The organism is Pirellulales bacterium (genome assembly GCA_035533075.1).
Taxonomy (GTDB): domain Bacteria; phylum Planctomycetota; class Planctomycetia; order Pirellulales; family JAICIG01; genus DASSFG01.
The window spans coordinates 35925-51432 of record DATLUO010000219.1 but is presented as its reverse complement, the minus strand read 5'-3'; the positions used below and the strand labels follow the sequence as shown (position 1 = coordinate 51432).

General features: G+C 62.9%; 16 protein-coding genes. 7 read left to right on the top strand and 9 right to left on the bottom strand.

Translation table 11 applies throughout. From position 1 onward, the window contains the following. The 3 genes from VNH11_28215 to VNH11_28205 form a co-directional block, all read left to right on the top strand. On the top strand, window positions 1-241 hold a 241-nt coding region (locus VNH11_28215), incomplete at its 5' end, for a DUF1501 domain-containing protein (GenBank protein ID HVA50272.1). A 504-nt stretch (window positions 242-745) separates the two neighbouring features. Then, the gene (locus tag VNH11_28210; GenBank protein ID HVA50271.1) at window positions 746-1141 is read left to right on the top strand and encodes a BlaI/MecI/CopY family transcriptional regulator; all 396 of its coding nucleotides are present in this window, start codon (window positions 746-748) and stop codon (window positions 1139-1141) included. Further along, complete coding sequence (locus VNH11_28205; protein HVA50270.1) at window positions 1138-4545, top strand: M56 family metallopeptidase; 3408 nt, start codon at window positions 1138-1140, stop codon at window positions 4543-4545. The genes VNH11_28210 and VNH11_28205 overlap by 4 nt, the downstream gene beginning before the upstream one ends. 51 nt (window positions 4546-4596) lie before the next feature. Here the strand turns inward: VNH11_28205 and VNH11_28200 are convergent, their stop codons facing one another. The 5 genes from VNH11_28200 to VNH11_28180 all read right to left on the bottom strand — a co-directional run bounded on the left by VNH11_28200 (window position 4597) and on the right by VNH11_28180 (window position 9025). Next, window positions 4597-5250, bottom strand: a complete 654-nt coding sequence (locus VNH11_28200) for a Uma2 family endonuclease (protein ID HVA50269.1) — start codon at window positions 5248-5250, stop codon at window positions 4597-4599. Window positions 5251-5326: 76 nt separating this feature from the next. Then, window positions 5327-5968, bottom strand: a complete 642-nt coding sequence (locus VNH11_28195) for a Uma2 family endonuclease (protein HVA50268.1) — start codon at window positions 5966-5968, stop codon at window positions 5327-5329. 113 nt (window positions 5969-6081) lie between these two features. After that, entirely contained in the window at window positions 6082-6762 is a 681-nt protein-coding gene (locus VNH11_28190) for a Uma2 family endonuclease (protein ID HVA50267.1), read from the bottom strand. A 118-nt stretch (window positions 6763-6880) separates the two neighbouring features. Further along, window positions 6881-7615, bottom strand: coding sequence for a hypothetical protein (locus VNH11_28185; protein ID HVA50266.1), 735 nt, complete (start codon window positions 7613-7615; stop codon window positions 6881-6883). A gap of 111 nt (window positions 7616-7726) precedes the next feature. After that, complete coding sequence (locus VNH11_28180) at window positions 7727-9025, bottom strand: PQQ-binding-like beta-propeller repeat protein (protein HVA50265.1); 1299 nt, start codon at window positions 9023-9025, stop codon at window positions 7727-7729. Window positions 9026-9239: 214 nt separating this feature from the next. On the opposite strand from VNH11_28180, the gene VNH11_28175 reads away from it, so the two are divergent. Then, window positions 9240-9797 (top strand): hypothetical protein, encoded by a 558-nt coding sequence (locus VNH11_28175; GenBank protein ID HVA50264.1) that lies wholly within the window; start codon window positions 9240-9242, stop codon window positions 9795-9797. A 2-nt stretch (window positions 9798-9799) separates the two neighbouring features. Continuing rightward, on the top strand, window positions 9800-9985 hold the full coding sequence (locus VNH11_28170) for a hypothetical protein (protein HVA50263.1): 186 nt from the start codon (window positions 9800-9802) through the stop codon (window positions 9983-9985). Between the two features lie 21 nt (window positions 9986-10006). On the opposite strand, the gene tsaE is transcribed toward VNH11_28170, so the two are convergent. Together tsaE and VNH11_28160 are read right to left on the bottom strand one after the other, a co-directional pair. Next, entirely contained in the window at window positions 10007-10486 is a 480-nt protein-coding gene (gene tsaE / locus VNH11_28165) for a tRNA (adenosine(37)-N6)-threonylcarbamoyltransferase complex ATPase subunit type 1 TsaE (protein HVA50262.1), read from the bottom strand. Between the two features lie 31 nt (window positions 10487-10517). Then, a complete protein-coding gene (locus tag VNH11_28160; protein HVA50261.1) occupies window positions 10518-11870 on the bottom strand; it encodes a CCA tRNA nucleotidyltransferase in 1353 nt (450 codons plus the stop codon). Window positions 11871-12015: 145 nt separating this feature from the next. Here VNH11_28160 and VNH11_28155 point away from each other — a divergent pair, with 145 nt between their 5' ends. Together VNH11_28155 and VNH11_28150 are read left to right on the top strand one after the other, a co-directional pair. Beyond that, window positions 12016-12351 carry a rhodanese-like domain-containing protein gene (locus VNH11_28155; protein ID HVA50260.1) on the top strand — a complete coding sequence of 112 codons (336 nt, stop codon included), beginning with the start codon at window positions 12016-12018 and terminating at the stop codon, window positions 12349-12351. A 58-nt stretch (window positions 12352-12409) separates the two neighbouring features. Then, entirely contained in the window at window positions 12410-12772 is a 363-nt protein-coding gene (locus VNH11_28150; GenBank protein ID HVA50259.1) for a hypothetical protein, read from the top strand. Window positions 12773-12894: 122 nt separating this feature from the next. Here the strand turns inward: VNH11_28150 and glk are convergent, their stop codons facing one another. Together glk and zwf are read right to left on the bottom strand one after the other, a co-directional pair. After that, window positions 12895-13911, bottom strand: a complete 1017-nt coding sequence (glk, locus tag VNH11_28145) for a glucokinase (protein HVA50258.1) — start codon at window positions 13909-13911, stop codon at window positions 12895-12897. Then, window positions 13908-15458 carry a glucose-6-phosphate dehydrogenase gene (gene zwf / locus VNH11_28140; protein ID HVA50257.1) on the bottom strand — a complete coding sequence of 517 codons (1551 nt, stop codon included), beginning with the start codon at window positions 15456-15458 and terminating at the stop codon, window positions 13908-13910. Before zwf ends, glk begins: the two co-directional genes overlap by 4 nt. Window positions 15459-15508: the final 50 nt, after the last annotated feature.

Here is a 15508-nt window from a genome sequence, read left to right as displayed (position 1 = left end):
CCGCCAGCACTGGCCGCAGTGTTTCTCCGCCATCCTGGCCGGAGCGGGCATCGCCGGGGGCCGAGTGTACGGCAAGTCCAACAAGTACGGCGAGTATCCCACCAGTAACCCGGTTCGCCCCGAGGAACTGGCGGCGACCATCTACCACGCCCTCGACATTCCCATCAACAATCCGCAGGACGCCAGCGGCATCTCGCGCACCTTGACCACGGGCCAACCGATCCGGGAATTGTTCGGATAGACGCGCCTTGTCAGCACTCGAACGCCGCTGTTCGCCGCGCACGAAAAACCTCGTGCGCCGGCGAAGACGCGCAACTCGCCGCGAAGACGCGCAACTGGTGCGCAATAAGTTCCACCGTCCTCTTATCCCGCCCACGCGCGCCCCGCGAATCGTCTCCGCCCGTCCGTATCGTCGCCTGCGACTGGCTTGGTCCGTTCCCGCGCAAACCCGTTGAATTGGACGCGCGCGATCACGCACTGTCCCTCGGCCTTTAGGAGTTTGGGTGCAACGTTGCAACGTTGCAACGGATCCCCCCGCTAGCATGGATTTGTTCGGGGCGCGGGACGCGTACTTGAGCGTCTTGGCTTTGCGCACCAGCGTTTTTGGGCCCAAACTCAACCAGCGAAGCATCAGGGGAAATGTTTCGCCTGAACCGACCGGTCGCAGGAAATCTGCCGAGCGCCTATTGACTACATCCATAGTCATCGCTAATATGACTACGTCAGTAGTCACAGGAGCCTGCTCGTGCCACCGCCCAAAGAACCGCTCGGCCGCTTGGAACTCGAGGTCTTGCAGCACATCACCGAACATCATCCGATTACGGTGCGCGAAGTGGCGGCCCATTTCGCCGCGACCACCGGCCAGGCCCGCACCACGGTGCTGACCGTCATGGAACGGTTGCGGGAGAAGGGCTATTTGAAACGCCGCAAGGATTCCGGCGCACATCGCTATACGCCCACGATCTCCAAAGCGGATCTGCTGCACCGATTGGTGAGCGGCTTTGTCGACGAGGTGCTGGGCGGCGAGGTCTCGCCCTTCGTGGCCTATCTGACGCGCTCGTCGTTGCTGAACGACGACGAGGCCCGTAAGTTCAAAGATCTTCTCCAACGCCTTGAATCTCGTGAAAGAGGGGACTCATGAGCCAATTTTTGCAAAACTTCGAGCTCTGGGGCGAAGCGTGGATCACCAGCTTGGCGAGGGCTTCGTGGCAGGGGGCGATTGCCATTGCCCTCGTCTGGGCGATCACCCGCTGGCCGAGGTTCCTTTCGGCTCGGGTCGCTTGCTGGTTGTGGCGCCTCGCTTGCCTCAAGCTGCTGGTTGCCCTGTTCTGGATTCAGCCGCTGTCGTTGCCAGTGCTTCCCGCCGAGCCGGCGGCTCCCGTCGCGCCCGAAACGGTGTCGTCGCACGTCGCGCTGCCCGTTGCCGGCGAGCCACCCGCGCAGGCCGTCGAGCAGTTCGACGCCGCCAGGCCGGTCGTGCCGATGCAAGGCGGCCCGGGGCCTTTTTATGGTGGCCTGCTGCTCGTGCTGTGGGTGGCGGGCGCCGTAGTTTCGCTGGGCGGCATCGCCAGGCAGTGGCTCGCGGCCCGACGCCTGACGGCTTCCGCCACGCCGCAAGTGAGCGGTTCGCTGAGCGAGGCCTGCCGGCAGGAGGCGGACCGGCTCGGGCTACGCCGCCCGCCGCGGCTGCTCTTGTCGCCGCGCGTCGACAGTCCCCTACTCGCCGGCATCTGGCGGCCGGCCATCGTGTTGCCGGCCCGCTTGGAGGCCTTCGATGCGGGCGAGTTGCGGCTGATGCTGGCCCATGAATTGGCACACCACCGGCGGCGCGATCTGGCCTGGAACTGGCTGCCGACGGCCGTCCGGGCACTTTTCTTCTTTCACCCGCTGGTGTGGCTGATGGTGCGCCGCTGGTCCGAGGCCCAAGAAGCGGCCTGCGACGAGTTGCTCATCCAGGGGCGGCTGGCCCAGCCCGTCGAGTATGGCCGCCTGCTGTTGAAGCTGGCCGCGCGAGAGCCACTGCCGACCCGGTCCGCGCTGTCCACCGCCAGCGTATTGGGGGCTTTTCGCAACCTTGAACGGAGGATGATAGTCATGTCTCGCGTCCGACCTTATTCGTTTCGTCGCCTGGCTCTTGCGGCCGGCGTCTTCGCACTGATCGTCGCATTGAGCGTCGTCCCCTGGAGGCTTGCGCCTCAGGCCGCGGCCGCGGCCGTGGCTGCAGATGATAAACCGGACGCGGCCAAGCAGCCCGAGGCATTACCCGGCAAAATCTATGTGTGGGTCATCCTGGACCTGAGCAGCGACGCGCCCTTCCCGCACAACTATCAAGGAGTGATCGAGGTCGATCCCAATACCGGCTCCTGGCGAAAGGTCGGCCCGCTGGGGCAAAGGATGCGGCTCTCGCCCGACAGCAGCCGGGTGGCCTACAGTGAGTTCAAACCTCAGGGGGCGCCGGGCAGCGGCGGCACTTCGGATCTCTTCCTCGCGGACATTCAGAATCCGCAACCGATTAAACTGATGGAAGGTGGTTCGCTGCTGGCCTGGTCGCCGGATGGGCGACGACTGCTGTACCATGTCAACGACGGCAGCGAGGGCTGGTACGGCACGTCATGGTTGCTGGAACTGGCGACCAAAGAGAAGCAAAAACTCCCCATCCCCGAAACCGAACAGGTCGAAGACTGGACGTCGAACGGCAATTGGTTGGTGACGATTTCAGGCCGCCACTCGAAAGAAAAGAACGGTTATCAGCTCTACATGATGCATCCCGACGCCACGGGAGAGCGCCGCATAACACAGGACAGATCAGCGAACTTGTACCCGCGTTTCTCTCCCGACGGCAAACAAATCGCGTACCACCGCTTCACGCTCGCGGAAAAAGGCGGCTTGTGGATCGTCGATGTCGAGGGTTCGAATGCCCGGCAGGTTCTGGCCGAGCAGGAGAACGCGACCATCGGCGGCTTGTGCTGGTCGCCCGATGGCCGCTCGTTGGCAATCAAGGTGGTGGAAAACATCAACGAACCTCGCAAAAAAAAGGCGCGGCTCGAAATCGTTGCCGCCGCCGGCGGCGAACCTCGCGCCTTGCAACTGAAGGACGTCACAGTCATTCATTTCATGCAAATGCCCGAGTGGCGCATCGTCACAGCCGATCCTCCGCACGAACCGACCGTCAGGGCTCAAGACCAGCCGCCACGCCGCGGGCAGCCGGCAATACCTGGCGGCCCGATGGGCGCGCAGATTGATACGCCCCTCCAGCTTCTGAGCACCTCGCAGGTGGGCGACGAAGTGCGCAAAGAGCTTGCCATCAGCGAGGAACAGGAGAAACAGATTCAAGAAGCATTCGCGCCGTTGAAGGAGCTCAACGGCGATCTTCGGGAGGCCCAGAAGCTCGCGCCCGAAGACCACCAAAAACGTTTGGAAGAGATTCTCAAAAAGAGAGTCGAAGAGACCAAGCTGGCTGAGGAAAAAGTGAACCGGATTCTCAAGCCCGAACAGCGCCTGCGGTACAAACAATTGTGGCTACAGTTCCAGGGCATGCGCGCGTTTTTTCAACCCGAGCTGGTCAAGGAGCTCGGCCTGACGCGAGAGCAACAGGACAAAATGCGCGAGATCGCGGCAGCAGCGCGGCGCCCGGAGCCCGGCCAGCCCAGGTTACAGGACCTTTCGCAGCAGGAGCAGCAACAGTTTGTCGCTGACTGGGACGCGAGAAAGGAGAAGGCGAAACGTGAGATGCTGCACGTGTTGGCCGACGAACAGAAGACCAAATTTGCCGAACTAACCGGCAAAGAATTTGCTTTCCCAAGGAATCCTTTTGGAGAATACATCGTTCGGCCGACCGGCGAGCGAAGTCAACAAAAGACCCAGGAGGCGCCGCGCGGCCGTGTGGGCGACCGGCTCCGTCCCGGCCCCAGGTTCGGCACGTCCGTCGAGCTCTTGCGGTCGCCGGAGGTCCGCAAAGAGTTGGCAGTCAGCGATGAACAAACCCAAGAGATTGAGGAAGCCTTCGCGCCGTTGCTCGAGCTAAGCGGCGCTACCCGAGAGGCGCAGAACCTGAGCCCCGAAGAGCGGCAGAAACGCTTCGAGGAAACAAACAAAAAGGGAGTCGCAGCGAGCAAGTTGGTGGCGGAGAAAGTAGATCAAATTCTCAACCCCCAGCAGCGTACCCGACTCAAGCAGTTGTGGTTGCAATGGCTCCGCGCTGGCGCCCTCATTCAACCGGAGGTTGTCGAGGAACTCGGCCTGACGCAAGAGCAGCAGGACAACATCGGTAAGATTCTGAAGGTCGTGCAAAACCACCGACAGAAGGCGGCGAATCCGCCGCCCGGTCAGCCCGGTTTTCAAGACTTCTCCCAAGCGGAGCTCGATCAGTGGCGCAATGAGCTGCTAGCGCTGGAGGATAAGGCCGAGGCCGAGACGCTGGCCGTGTTGACCGACGAACAGGAGGCCAAGCTCGCCGAAATGAAAGGCAAGGAATTCGACTTTCCCGCTCGCACGATCATTGGGGACCGGCCGGGCGGTCAACGCCCGACGAGTCCCAAGCAATAAACGTAACGCGAGGCGCTGAGCCACAGCGGGCCAGTTCAGGCGGCCGCCTGGTCAAGCCTTTTTGTGAAGAAACCGCTCGCGCACCCAGTCGCGAAAGTTGCGGATCCAGGCGGTTTCGTCGGCCGCCAGTTCGAAGTCGAGAAACGGCTCCAGGTCTTTCACCCGCAGCATCGGGAGATTCAAGCTGAACTCGCGTTCGACGTACTTTCCCTCGGCGCCGAGCGAATAGGCGGTGAGTCCGTTTTTACGCCACCGCCAGATTTCCGGAACGCCGAGCGCCGCGTAGATACGCAGCCGCGGGACGACACTCCGGCTGATTGCCGTTTCCACGGCCAGGTCGGGCGGAGGACCGACCGCCAGATCGATGCGGCGGCGGTGGCAAACGTGGTGGTGATTGAGAATGTAAAAGCACCCATCCGGCTCCAGCCCCTTGGCGAGTTCGCCGCTCTTCCATGTCGTGTTTCCCAGACTCCGCCGCGGGATTCCCAATTCCTCAGCGAACGCTTTAATCATATCACAGATTAATTCTTTGATCGCTTCGTGGTCGGCCGAGGGACTCATCAGTTCGAGCCTCCCCTCATCGTAGGCCATGCGGACGTGCCAGTTTTCTTCATTGTCGCGCAACTGCTCATACAGTTCCCAGGATATGCCCGACAGCACGATCCGTTTTTCTCCCCTCAGCCGAACTTTTTCCGCGGTGGCCATGCAAGAACCCTTTGCCGACGTGCCTCACGCCATTCTATCGCCGCCGCGGCGGCCTCGCCACGCCGGTGTCAATGCGTCAGCGTTGAAGCAGAACTTGCCGTACCCAATCGCGGAACTGCGCGATCAGCGCCGCTGTGCCGGTCGGGCCCGGCTGGTTCAGGAAAGCAAGCAGGTCGGCGCCGGCCAGTCGGGGAAACGATACACTGTACGGGCGCACCTCGTAGACGCCGCTTTTGAGATTGTTGAAGGTCAATTCTGCCGAGGTCACGCGCCACACTTCGGGCACGCCCAGGGCGGCATAGATGCTCATCCGATCGAGCGAGCTGTGCTTGACGTCGATCTCGATCGCCAGGTCCGGAGGCGGATCGACGCCCAAGTCGAGGTGCGTCTTTCCCGCAAGCTGTCCCGCGCTGGCGATCCAATAGCAGTTGTCCGGCTCGAGCCCTCGGCTCTTACGTCGCCGCCTCAAGGTGACGGTGCGCCCCGGTTCGTACTGCAGTCGGAGTTCCTGGACGAGGACGTCGATCATTGCTCCCAGGACGTAGGCCGCCTTTTCGTGCTCCCAGAGTGGACTCATGATTTCCAGGGTCCCGCGGTCGTAGGTGAGCCTGAAGCGTCGTCTTCCCTCGAAGGCGCGCAGCAGCCTCGTATAGGTGCCCCAATCAATGTCGTGCAGCAGGGCCGCATCAGGCTTGACAGGTGATTGCGCGATGGACATGGATCGATCGAGCGCGAGAACTGGGGAGGATTTGCCCGGCCGAACGCATTTTACCATGCCGCGCGAACGCAGTGGATAGGCCTCCCGCGATCAGCGGCGATCCGCGTGCTAAGCTATGCTTTGCGTCGCGCGGCAAGTTGGGCCACGAATCGCTCGTGCTCGGCGGACCGCAGACCTTCCTGCAAGCGATCCAGCACCTGCCGCAGGTTTCCCGACAAAAGAGCGTTGCCATCGAGCCAAAGGCCGGGAAAGATTCGCGAGCGATAGAGTCCGTCGGCGTCGGGCGAAAGAAGCTGGTAGCGACCGTCGACCAGCATGTGCCAGCGGATTTCCTGCTCGAAGACCACGACGGCCAGATATTCGGGAATGCCGGCCGACTGATAAAGCCTGAATTTCTGGTGCAGATCGTAGGAGGCGGTAGAAACAGCAACTTCCGCAAGCAACTCGGGCGTGCCGTGCAGGAATTTGTCTTCGACCCACGAGCTGCCGCCATACTCCGGCAGCAACCGCAGATTTAGGTCGGGTTGCGGGGTGTCGTCGAGCAGGAACGACGTTGTGTTTCGGCCGCTGGCGGTGCGCGGCGTGGCAGCTTTGTAGGTGCTTAGCCAACCACCAACGTCTCCATCCATGTCGCCGTGCTCGGCAGAAACCGGGGAAGGCATGTAGACGGTCCCTTCGATCAACTCGGCCAGCTTGATGCTCGGATCGGCTTCCCAACGGCGCAAGAACTCGTCGCGGGTCAATTGATCGCCTGCCATCAGCGGCGCGACGCGCTGTTCGGTTACAATCGCCATAGTGCCACCTCGTGCTTCCATTCTAGGCGTCGGGCCGCGGAGCGCCAACAGTCCCGGCGCGTCCGGCCGTCCACGAAATTCTACTCCGCTTGCCTGCCGGCAAGCGAGTCCGTTGGCCTCACCCCCGCATCCGGCGCGTCTCTGGCGCAGGAGCCGGATCGGCTGGCGGTCTTTGGCGGTTGTCGGATTTGCGCGCGACGGCACGGGTTTGCAGAGAACGAAGAAGGAGAGCCAACGCGCCGGATCCGGTGAAAACGCTGTTCCAGGCGATCAGGTCTCGCATCGGCTCGTGCCGAGGCATCGCGGCGGCCAATGCCCCGCAGATAATGCAAGAGATCACCAATGCAAAGAACGCCCACGGCGGCTGCCACTGCCGTCCCTCGAGCTCCGCTGGCCTTGGCGATTCGAGCGATCCGCAGTAGGGGTTGTCGTCCACAAGACGGCCGGGGTACATGGCAATGACCATCGCCGTGACGTAGATCGAAAGGAGGATGGACCAGACGATCACGTCTTCGGCCGGCATCGGCCCGAGCGCGGGCATGTTGTGGGAAAGGATCATGAAGCAATCGAAGAGGATCAGCGGAAGCATGCCGACCATGAAGACGGCGACCTGCACTCCACGGACCAGCCTCGAGCAACGGTTGGATGCGATGTGCCGCATGCCGGCACGGAAGCGCAGAAACACCGCGGCGATCGGCAGCACGAGGGCCGCGATTTCCATGGCACCGCGACGATTCGGCAAGAGGACCTCGATCACCGATGGCGCGACCCAGATCACGATGGGCAAAAGTGCATCCCAGGTCACGACCCTCCGTAACCAGAAGCCGAAGTCGATACGTGCGATGACGAGCATGAGGACGACCCGTTGCGAGCGGCGGAGCAGAGCAGTGTTTATCTTACATCGCAGATCGCGGATCAGGGCCAAGATGGCCCTGCCACAACCGACCCGCGAGCAATTCTTCCACTACCGCCCGGCGGCCGCCTGGGTCAGCGGCGATTTCTCCGAGGCGACGCAGAACAGATGCTGCTCGCCGCGGAGGAGGATGCAGTTCGAGACCGGAACGGGCGAACCAATGATCGATTCGCCCATGTTGTTCTCAGCCAACAATTTGAATTGGTCGTTGGCGATGCTGGCGACAAACACGGTGCCGTCCTCGCGCGGCGCGTAGAGCTTGTCTGCGGCGATCAGCGGCGAGGCGTAAAAGTTCGCCCGATGCTTGGGAAACGCCCCCTCCCAAATCGTCCGGCCTGTGGCGGGGTCGATGCTCACGACCTGGCCGCGGTCGCGGACGAGAATCACCCGGCCCTGGTAAACGGCCGGACTCGGGACGAAGGTGCCAATATCTTCTCGCTTCCAGACATGGTTGGTTTGCGTGACGTCGCCGCTGCCCGTCAGCCGAATTCCATGAAGTCGCGGAATTCCGCGATCGTTGCGGCCGTAGGCAATCACCGCCATGTCACCCACGATCACGGGCGTCGCGATGGCGGGCCACAAGGCGTTGGCGCCCGGATTGAAATTGCCGCACGACCAGTTAACCTGCCCGTCCGCCGCGGTGTGAATGGTCAGATGTTCGGCGCCCCAAACCAGGACCGACTCCTGCCCCTGATGCTGAATGACCAGCGGCGTTGCGTAGCCGTGATCGCATTCGGTGGGCGTCGAGTAGTTGCGGGCGACCTTCCAGGCCAGTTCGCCGGTGGCTTTGTCGAAGGCGACCAACCACGACTCGCCTTGGTGCATGCGGGCCATGACGACGTACTTGTTCGTCAACACGGGCGAAGTGCCATGGTCCCAGAACAGCGTGTCTTTGCCATAACGCTCCACGAGGTCGGTCTGCCAACGCACTTTCCCGTCGCGTTCGACGGCCGCCAAGGTGCCGCTCTTGAAGAAGACGAACACAGCGTTGCCATCCGTCACCGGGGAGGCGTTGCACCCGGAGCCGTTGCGATGCTTCCCTGGGTTCTCTTTGCCGAAGACCGCCCGCCATTTCTCGGCGCCGTGTGAGTCGTAGCAGACGAGCGCGTCCTTCCCGTCGGCGGGAGAAGTCAGGTAGATCGTCCCGTCGAGCAAAATGGGCGTCGAACAACCCTTGCCCGGCAAGGGGGTGCGCCAGCGATAATGGTCTCCCCCGAACTGAACCGGGTAATTCCCCTGTTCAACGCTGCCATTGGCCATCGGCCCGCGCCACGAGAGCCAGTCCGTGGCATCCGCCGCCATGCCCAATCGGGGCGAAAAGAGAACCAACCACGCGGTAGCAAGCAGCATTCTGTTTGGCACGTTGTCGAAATCCTTTGAGTCTGGGTGAGGCGGTCTCGCGGCGTCATTATACAGGCGTCATTATACAACGGCCCGCCGCCCTGCGAAAAGGTAAAGCTTCGCCGAACGCGTTCCCATTTTCACACTAACCCGAAGCGCAAGCGAGGTTTTGCCGCCTTTTCACGCTCCTCGCTGGCGCTTCGGGTTGGTGTACGGTGCCTGCGTGAGAGCGGGTCCGCTCTCCAACGAAACCATCATCTCCCTGCTCAACAGCAGCTTCGTGGCAGTCCGCGTCGACGGGGTCTATCTCTCGCACAACGAGGCTGCCTCCAGCGAAGAAAAAGCGGCCTATCGGCGCCTGTTCGAAGAGTTCTCTCGCTTCAATCGCGAAGCCGAAGCCAAGGGCGCCGCAAAGGCCTCGATCGGCAGCGTACACGCCTACATCCTCGCCTCCGATGGCCGCGCCTTCGATTCTTTGCACGTGGCCGAAGCCAAGGCCAGTCGCGTGCTCGACATGCTGCGTTGCGCGATCGACGAGCTGAAACCCAAGGCGGGAGAACCGGTGGCCAAACCGGCCGCTCAGGCCGCGCCGCCGAAGGCGCCGCCCGGCTCGCTGGTTCCGCACCTGATCGCGAAGTGGTTGCCAAGCTTTACTTGCGGTTTTATCCAGACACCGAGGACAACGACCTCGCCGACAACCGGATCGACCGGGAGTCGCTGCGGGCAAAGGTCGTCTCGGTCGAAGAGGGCTTGGCGCGCGTGCGGTTGGATGGCGAGCTGAAAATGAAGCACCCTTTCTACCCCCGCCGCGACGACGACAACTTTGTCGAGGCGACGGTGGCCGGCTACTTCGATTATGAAATCGGCCCGCGCCGCATTCGCTCGCTACGGCTAGTGACCGACGAGGCCACCTACGGCAGTCCGCGACGAGCGCAGCATTTTGGCGTTGCAGTGCGGTCGGCGCCGTGAATAAATCCGCGCACCGCCGGGCTAAGATCCACCATACCGCCGGATGAGCTGCCTGAGCGACGCCTCGTAGCGGTCGCCGTGGGCCGCGATCGAAAAGCGGCGCTCCGTCGGGCCGACAACCTCAATCGTGATGTCCAGCCGTTCGTCGGGCAAGCAGCCGGCAACGCGGTCGGCCCATTCGATGACGACGACTCCGCCCGCCTGACCGCTGAGATACTCGTCGGCCCCAAGCTGCCAGAACTCGTCTTCGTCGCGCAAACGATAGGCGTCGAAATGAAAGAGCGGCGTCGTGCCGGGATACTCGTGCAGCAAAACGAACGTCGGGCTGGTTACGGATTCCGGATCGATGCCCAGGCCGCGGGCGATGGCGCGCACCAACCGGGTCTTTCCGGCGCCAAGCGTGCCGCACAAGGCGACGACCGCCGGGCGAGGCACGACGTTCGCAACTTCAATGCCGAGTCGCTCAGTCGCCGCTTCGTCAACAGCGTCATACTGAAACATGTGCATGCACTTCGAGACCAAGACCCGTGACCTAAGTCCCAAGACCCTTTTGCACGATCCGATCGACCAGCGCGATCGCTTCTTCACGACTGCGAACGGACTTCTCCAACTGAGCATCACGCACCTGGTCCAACAGGCTCTTGTAAATCTTCCCCGGCGGAATCCCGTGGTGAATCAGGTCGTCGCCGGTCAAGAGGGGCGGCGGGTTCAACTCATCGGGCGGCAACGCCAGCCGGCCGCGGCAATAGTCGACGTGCGACGCGTCGTGGCCGGCGGCCGCGGCGATGGCCGCGTGCAGCTTCAACAGGTCGTCGATTCCCTCGCTCGTCAACAGCCGCTGTAACCGCGGCCACGGCATCTGCTCCGCATTCAGCAGCGCGCGGTGCCGCTCGACGAGCCAAGAGGCCCGTTCCGCTTCTTTGTTCGACAGCCGCCAGCGCTGGCACACCTGGTTGACGATCTCAGCGGCCCGGTGAGCACCCTCGCCCTCCGGCGGCTCATGCCCCTGACAGGCTGCGGCGTGCAACAGCGCGGCCAGACCCAACGGAAACCGCGGCCGCTGAAGCCCATCGAGCACCGCCAGCGTCCGCCGCCAAAGATTGCCCAGCTCGGGCCGGTGCGGCGCGACCGGCGTATCGGCCAGCGGCACGAGTTCGGGCAAGATCGAAGCCAGCAAGCCCGTCTCGCGCAATAGGTCCGCCGCCCGCGCTCGGGCCGGCAAGACCAGCAACATCCGCATTTCCTGGGCGATTCGTTCGGCGCTGACGACGCTGACCGTCGGCGCCAACTCTACGATGGCCTCGCGCGTGGCGGCATCGAGCGCGAAGCCGAACGTGGCGGCAAACCGCACGCCGCGCAGCATGCGCAGCTTGTCTTCGCCGAAGCGGGCACGAGCATCGCCAATGGCGCGCACCACGTGCCGCTCCAGGTCGTCGATGCCGCCCACGAAGTCGATCACGCGCCGGCTTTCGTCGTTGGCCAGCGGATCGTAAAATAGGCCGTTGATGGTGAAGTCGCGGCGCTGGGCGTCGTCCTGGGCGGTGGTGAAGGTGACGCCGTCGGGATGCCGCCCGTCGCTATAGCCCACGTCGTAGCGAAAGGTGGTGACTTCGACGATGCCCGACTGCCGGGGGCCGACCACGGCCACAACGCCGAAGGCCGCGCCGATATCGAGCGTCTTGCGGCGACCGAAGAGATCGCGGATTTCGGCGGGCCGGGCGTTCGTGGCCACGTCGTAATCCTTCGGTTGCCGGCCCAACAGCAGATCGCGCACGCAACCGCCGGCCCAATACGCTTCGTGCCCCGCCTCGCGCAGCCGCTCGACGATCGACAGGGCAAATTCGCGTTGGCGGTCCGGATCGAGCTGGGCCACGGCGGAAGTCACGAGTAGGGTGGTTGATGCGGAGGCATTATATACCGCACGCGGCAGCAGATGAAATCAATACCGGTAGCCGGGTGCGTTCGTTGCCTAAATCAAAAGCAACGCGGTAGAATGGCCTGAAATCATTACCACCCACCGTTGATAGCCCATGTCCGAACTTGAATTGGAAATTCCCTGCCAGGCGGTCAAATCCAAGCTCGACGCGGGCGACGACTTTCTGCTGCTCGACTGTCGGGAGGCCGACGAATATGCGGTGGCCAAGATCGTCGCCGCGAGGTTGTTGCCGATGAGCGAGATTCAAGAGCGCGTGAGCGAACTTGAGCCGCACCGCGGCCGAGCGATCGTGGTCCATTGCCACCACGGCGGCCGCAGCCTGCGGGTGGCCCAGTGGTTGCGTCAGCAGGGTTTTGCCGCGGCCCAAAGCATGTCGGGCGGCATCGACGCCTGGTCGGCCGAGATCGACGCCAGCGTGCCGCGGTATTGACCCCCTCAAGCCAGCCAAGGATGCCAAGCAAATCAAGCTGACAACAGACTGCGCGGGAGTGGTCCTTTACGGGGTCAAGCAGGAGGGAAATTCCTCGCTGAAAGCGCCGATTCTCTTCCCGCGCACGTTTGGCGAGCGGCACATGGTGCTATGGAATGTCGACGGCGTGTACGGCAAGGAATTCTACAAAATCATCCCCGCATCCGCGGGTGAGGAGCTTTCAATTGTCGCTCAACTCAACAGCACGCTTGGAATCCTCCAACGCGAGCTGTTGGGGCTCGTGAATCTTGGGGACGGAGCGATCAAGTTTTCAGCAAACGACGTGGGCCTGTTGGCTCTAAAGGTATATGCGGACAGGTGTTACCGCTGGGCCATGACGCTAAATGCTTTTATTTTTCACAAGTGTTTTAGATCGCGATGATCGCTTGGCTTGCCGGCCGGACGGGGAACGCCTGCGCAACTGACAGAATCTGTCAGTTGGCCAATGGTGGGGTTACGTCCGCCTTGCGACCGGAAGTTCACTCCGCTTGCGGAGCAAGCGGGCTACGGTCCCTCCGCTTGCGGAGCAAGCGGGCTACGGGTGGCCGCGCAGCGGGCCGCGCCCAGCAGCGCGGCCTTGGCTGATAAGATCACCCGCACCGGAACCGCTTCCAACACCGGCCGCATGCGGCCCTTGGCGGCAAAAGACCGCATGAAGTCGCCCTGCCGGAGTGCCGCCACGTTCTTCGGCGCAATGCCGCCGCCAAGGTACACGCCGTCGGTCGCCATCAGCTTCAAGGCCAGGTTGCCCGCCTCCGCCCCATACAGCGAGACGAACAGACCCATCGCTTCAGTGCAGATCGGACAACAACCCTGCTGGGCCGCCAACGAAATCACCGCCGGAGGGTCGCCGGTCGCGATCTCGCGGGCCACCTCCGGCGATTCCGCCCCAGGTTTGATTCGGCACAGGTAACGATAAACGTTGTGCAGACCGGGGCCGGAAAGAACCCGCTCCCAAGATGCATGCCCGAATTCTTCCAAGAGAAATGCCAGCAGCCCGCTTTCCAACGCGTTGCGGGGCGAGAAATCGGCGTGCCCGCCTTCGCAGCCAAAGGGCAAGTGCCGCCGGCCGTCCCAGTAAAGCCCGGCTTCGCCCAGGCCCGTGCCGGCCGAGATCACGGCGGCGTTGCCTTCGCTATCAGCGGCGCCTTGGTTCAGCACGGCGAAATCCCGCTCGTCGAGCTGGGCGACGCCCCAGGCGTTCGCTTCCAGGTCGTTGATGAGCAGCGTTCGCTCGACGCGCAATTCGGCTGTCAGCCGGGCGGCGTCGATGGTCCAGGGAAGGTTCGTGGCCTGGCTATGGCCGTGCCGCACGGGTCCGGCCACGCCGAAGCAGGCCACCGAAGCTTGCAGCTTGTGCTGGTTGAGAAAGGCCAGCGCCAGCTCGTCGAGACTCGCGTGTTCGCGGCTGTGATACGTTTGTTCGACGACCGACGTGACTCGCAGCGAGCGGCCGTGGCCTTCGACTTGGAAGAAACCGACGTTGGTCTTGGTTCCTCCGACGTCGCCCGCCAGAATCATGATGGGTTTCTCCACTGCCGGCCGTCGGTGCCGATCAGTTCGTCGGCTTCCTTCGGTCCCCAGCTTCCGGCCGCATAGTTGGGAAACTTGCGCGCCGGCAAGGTGCCCCAAACGTCGAGGATGGGCTGCAAAAAGCCCCAGGCGGTCTCGACGAAATCGGCCCGCAAGAAGAGCGTGGCGTCGCCCTGCATGCAGCCATAGAGCAGCGTTTCGTAGCCCGTCAGCGGCTTCATGCCAAACGCCTGTTCGTAGCTGAAGTCCATCGTCACGGGGTGTGTCTCGATGCCGAAGCCCGGCTTTTTGGCCTCGAAACGCAGCGAGATCCCCTCGTCGGGCTGAATGTGCAAGATAAGCTGGTTGGCCGTCAGCCGTTCGACCGGAGTCTCGCGGAACAAGATCAGCGGCACGTGCTTGAACTGGATCACGATTTCCGTGACGCGCGTGGGCAGGCATTTGCCGGTGCGGATATAAAACGGCACCCCGGCCCAGCGCCAGTTGTCGATCGAGAGCTTCATGGCCACGTACGTCTCCGTGCTCGAATCGCGGGACACGTTGGGCGAGGCCCGATAGGCGGGCACGGGATGCCCGTCGACGGTGCCGGCCCCGTACTGCCCGCGCACCGCGTCGCGCAGCACGTCTTCTTCGTCGAGCGGGTGAATGGCCCGCAGCACTTTGGCCTTTTCGTCGCGCACGGAGTCGGCGCTGAACGAAATGGGCGACTCCATGCAGGTCAACGCCAGGAGCTGGGCGATGTGGTTGGGCACCATGTCGCGCAGGGCGCCGGCTTTGTCGTAATACAGGCCGCGATGCTCGACACCCACGCTTTCGGCCACGGTGATCTGCACGTGATCGACGTAGCGGCGGTTCCAGGTCGGCTCCCACAACCCGTTGCCGAAGCGGAAGATCATGATGTTCTGCACCGTGTCTTTGCCCAGGTAATGGTCGATGCGGTAGATCTGGTCTTCGCGCAGCACCTTGCCGATCTCGCGATTCAGGGCTTTGGCCGAGTCGAAATCGTGGCCGAAGGGCTTTTCGATGATCACGCGGCGGTAGCGGTTGGCGGGGCCGTCGTCGCCTTCGCCCCTCGGCTCGGTGGCCAGGCCGGCCGCGCCGAGCTGCTTGACGATCTTGTCGAAGAACGACGGCGGCGTCGCCAGGTAGAACAGGTAGTTTCCGTCGGTGCCGCACTGCTGATCGACGGTGGCCAGCGTTTTTTTCAGTTCGGCGTAGGCCTGCGGATCTTCGAAGTTCCCCTTCACGTAATAGATGCGTTTGGCGAACTCTTCGTTCCACCGCTTTTCGTCCAACGCGGAACCGACGAAATCCTTCATCTCGGCGGTCAGCGCGTCGCGAAACTGGTCGGCGCTCATCTCGTCGAAGGCAAAGCCGACGACGCCGAACTTTTCGGGCAACAGGCCGCTGGTGGCGACGTTATACAGCGCCGGCAGCAGCTTTCGCTTGGTCAAGTCGCCGCTGGCGCCGAAGATCACCATGGCGCAGGGCGGCGGGGCGTTTTCCGGATGCGGGGTGGGGGGTGTTTCTGTCATAAGGCAAATGGTATCACCACCACGGCGTTTCTTGAAGGCCCACGCCGGGC

Bases quoted from the DNA above. Each gene is read 5' to 3' on its own strand.
- VNH11_28205 (HVA50270.1), top strand. From the start codon at position 1,138: ATGAGCCAATTTTTGCAAAACTTCGAGCTCTGGGGCGAAGCGTGGATC.
- VNH11_28200 (HVA50269.1), bottom strand. From the start codon at position 5,250: ATGGCCACCGCGGAAAAAGTTCGGCTGAGGGGAGAAAAACGGATCGTG.
- VNH11_28195 (HVA50268.1), bottom strand. From the start codon at position 5,968: ATGTCCATCGCGCAATCACCTGTCAAGCCTGATGCGGCCCTGCTGCAC.
- VNH11_28190 (HVA50267.1), bottom strand. From the start codon at position 6,762: ATGGCGATTGTAACCGAACAGCGCGTCGCGCCGCTGATGGCAGGCGAT.
- VNH11_28185 (HVA50266.1), bottom strand. From the start codon at position 7,615: ATGCTCGTCATCGCACGTATCGACTTCGGCTTCTGGTTACGGAGGGTC.
- VNH11_28180 (HVA50265.1), bottom strand. From the start codon at position 9,025: ATGCTGCTTGCTACCGCGTGGTTGGTTCTCTTTTCGCCCCGATTGGGC.
- VNH11_28170 (HVA50263.1), top strand. From the start codon at position 9,800: ATGAAGCACCCTTTCTACCCCCGCCGCGACGACGACAACTTTGTCGAG.
- tsaE (HVA50262.1), bottom strand. From the start codon at position 10,486: ATGTTTCAGTATGACGCTGTTGACGAAGCGGCGACTGAGCGACTCGGC.
- VNH11_28155 (HVA50260.1), top strand. From the start codon at position 12,016: ATGTCCGAACTTGAATTGGAAATTCCCTGCCAGGCGGTCAAATCCAAG.
- glk (HVA50258.1), bottom strand. From the start codon at position 13,911: ATGATTCTGGCGGGCGACGTCGGAGGAACCAAGACCAACGTCGGTTTC.
- zwf (HVA50257.1), bottom strand. From the start codon at position 15,458: ATGACAGAAACACCCCCCACCCCGCATCCGGAAAACGCCCCGCCGCCC.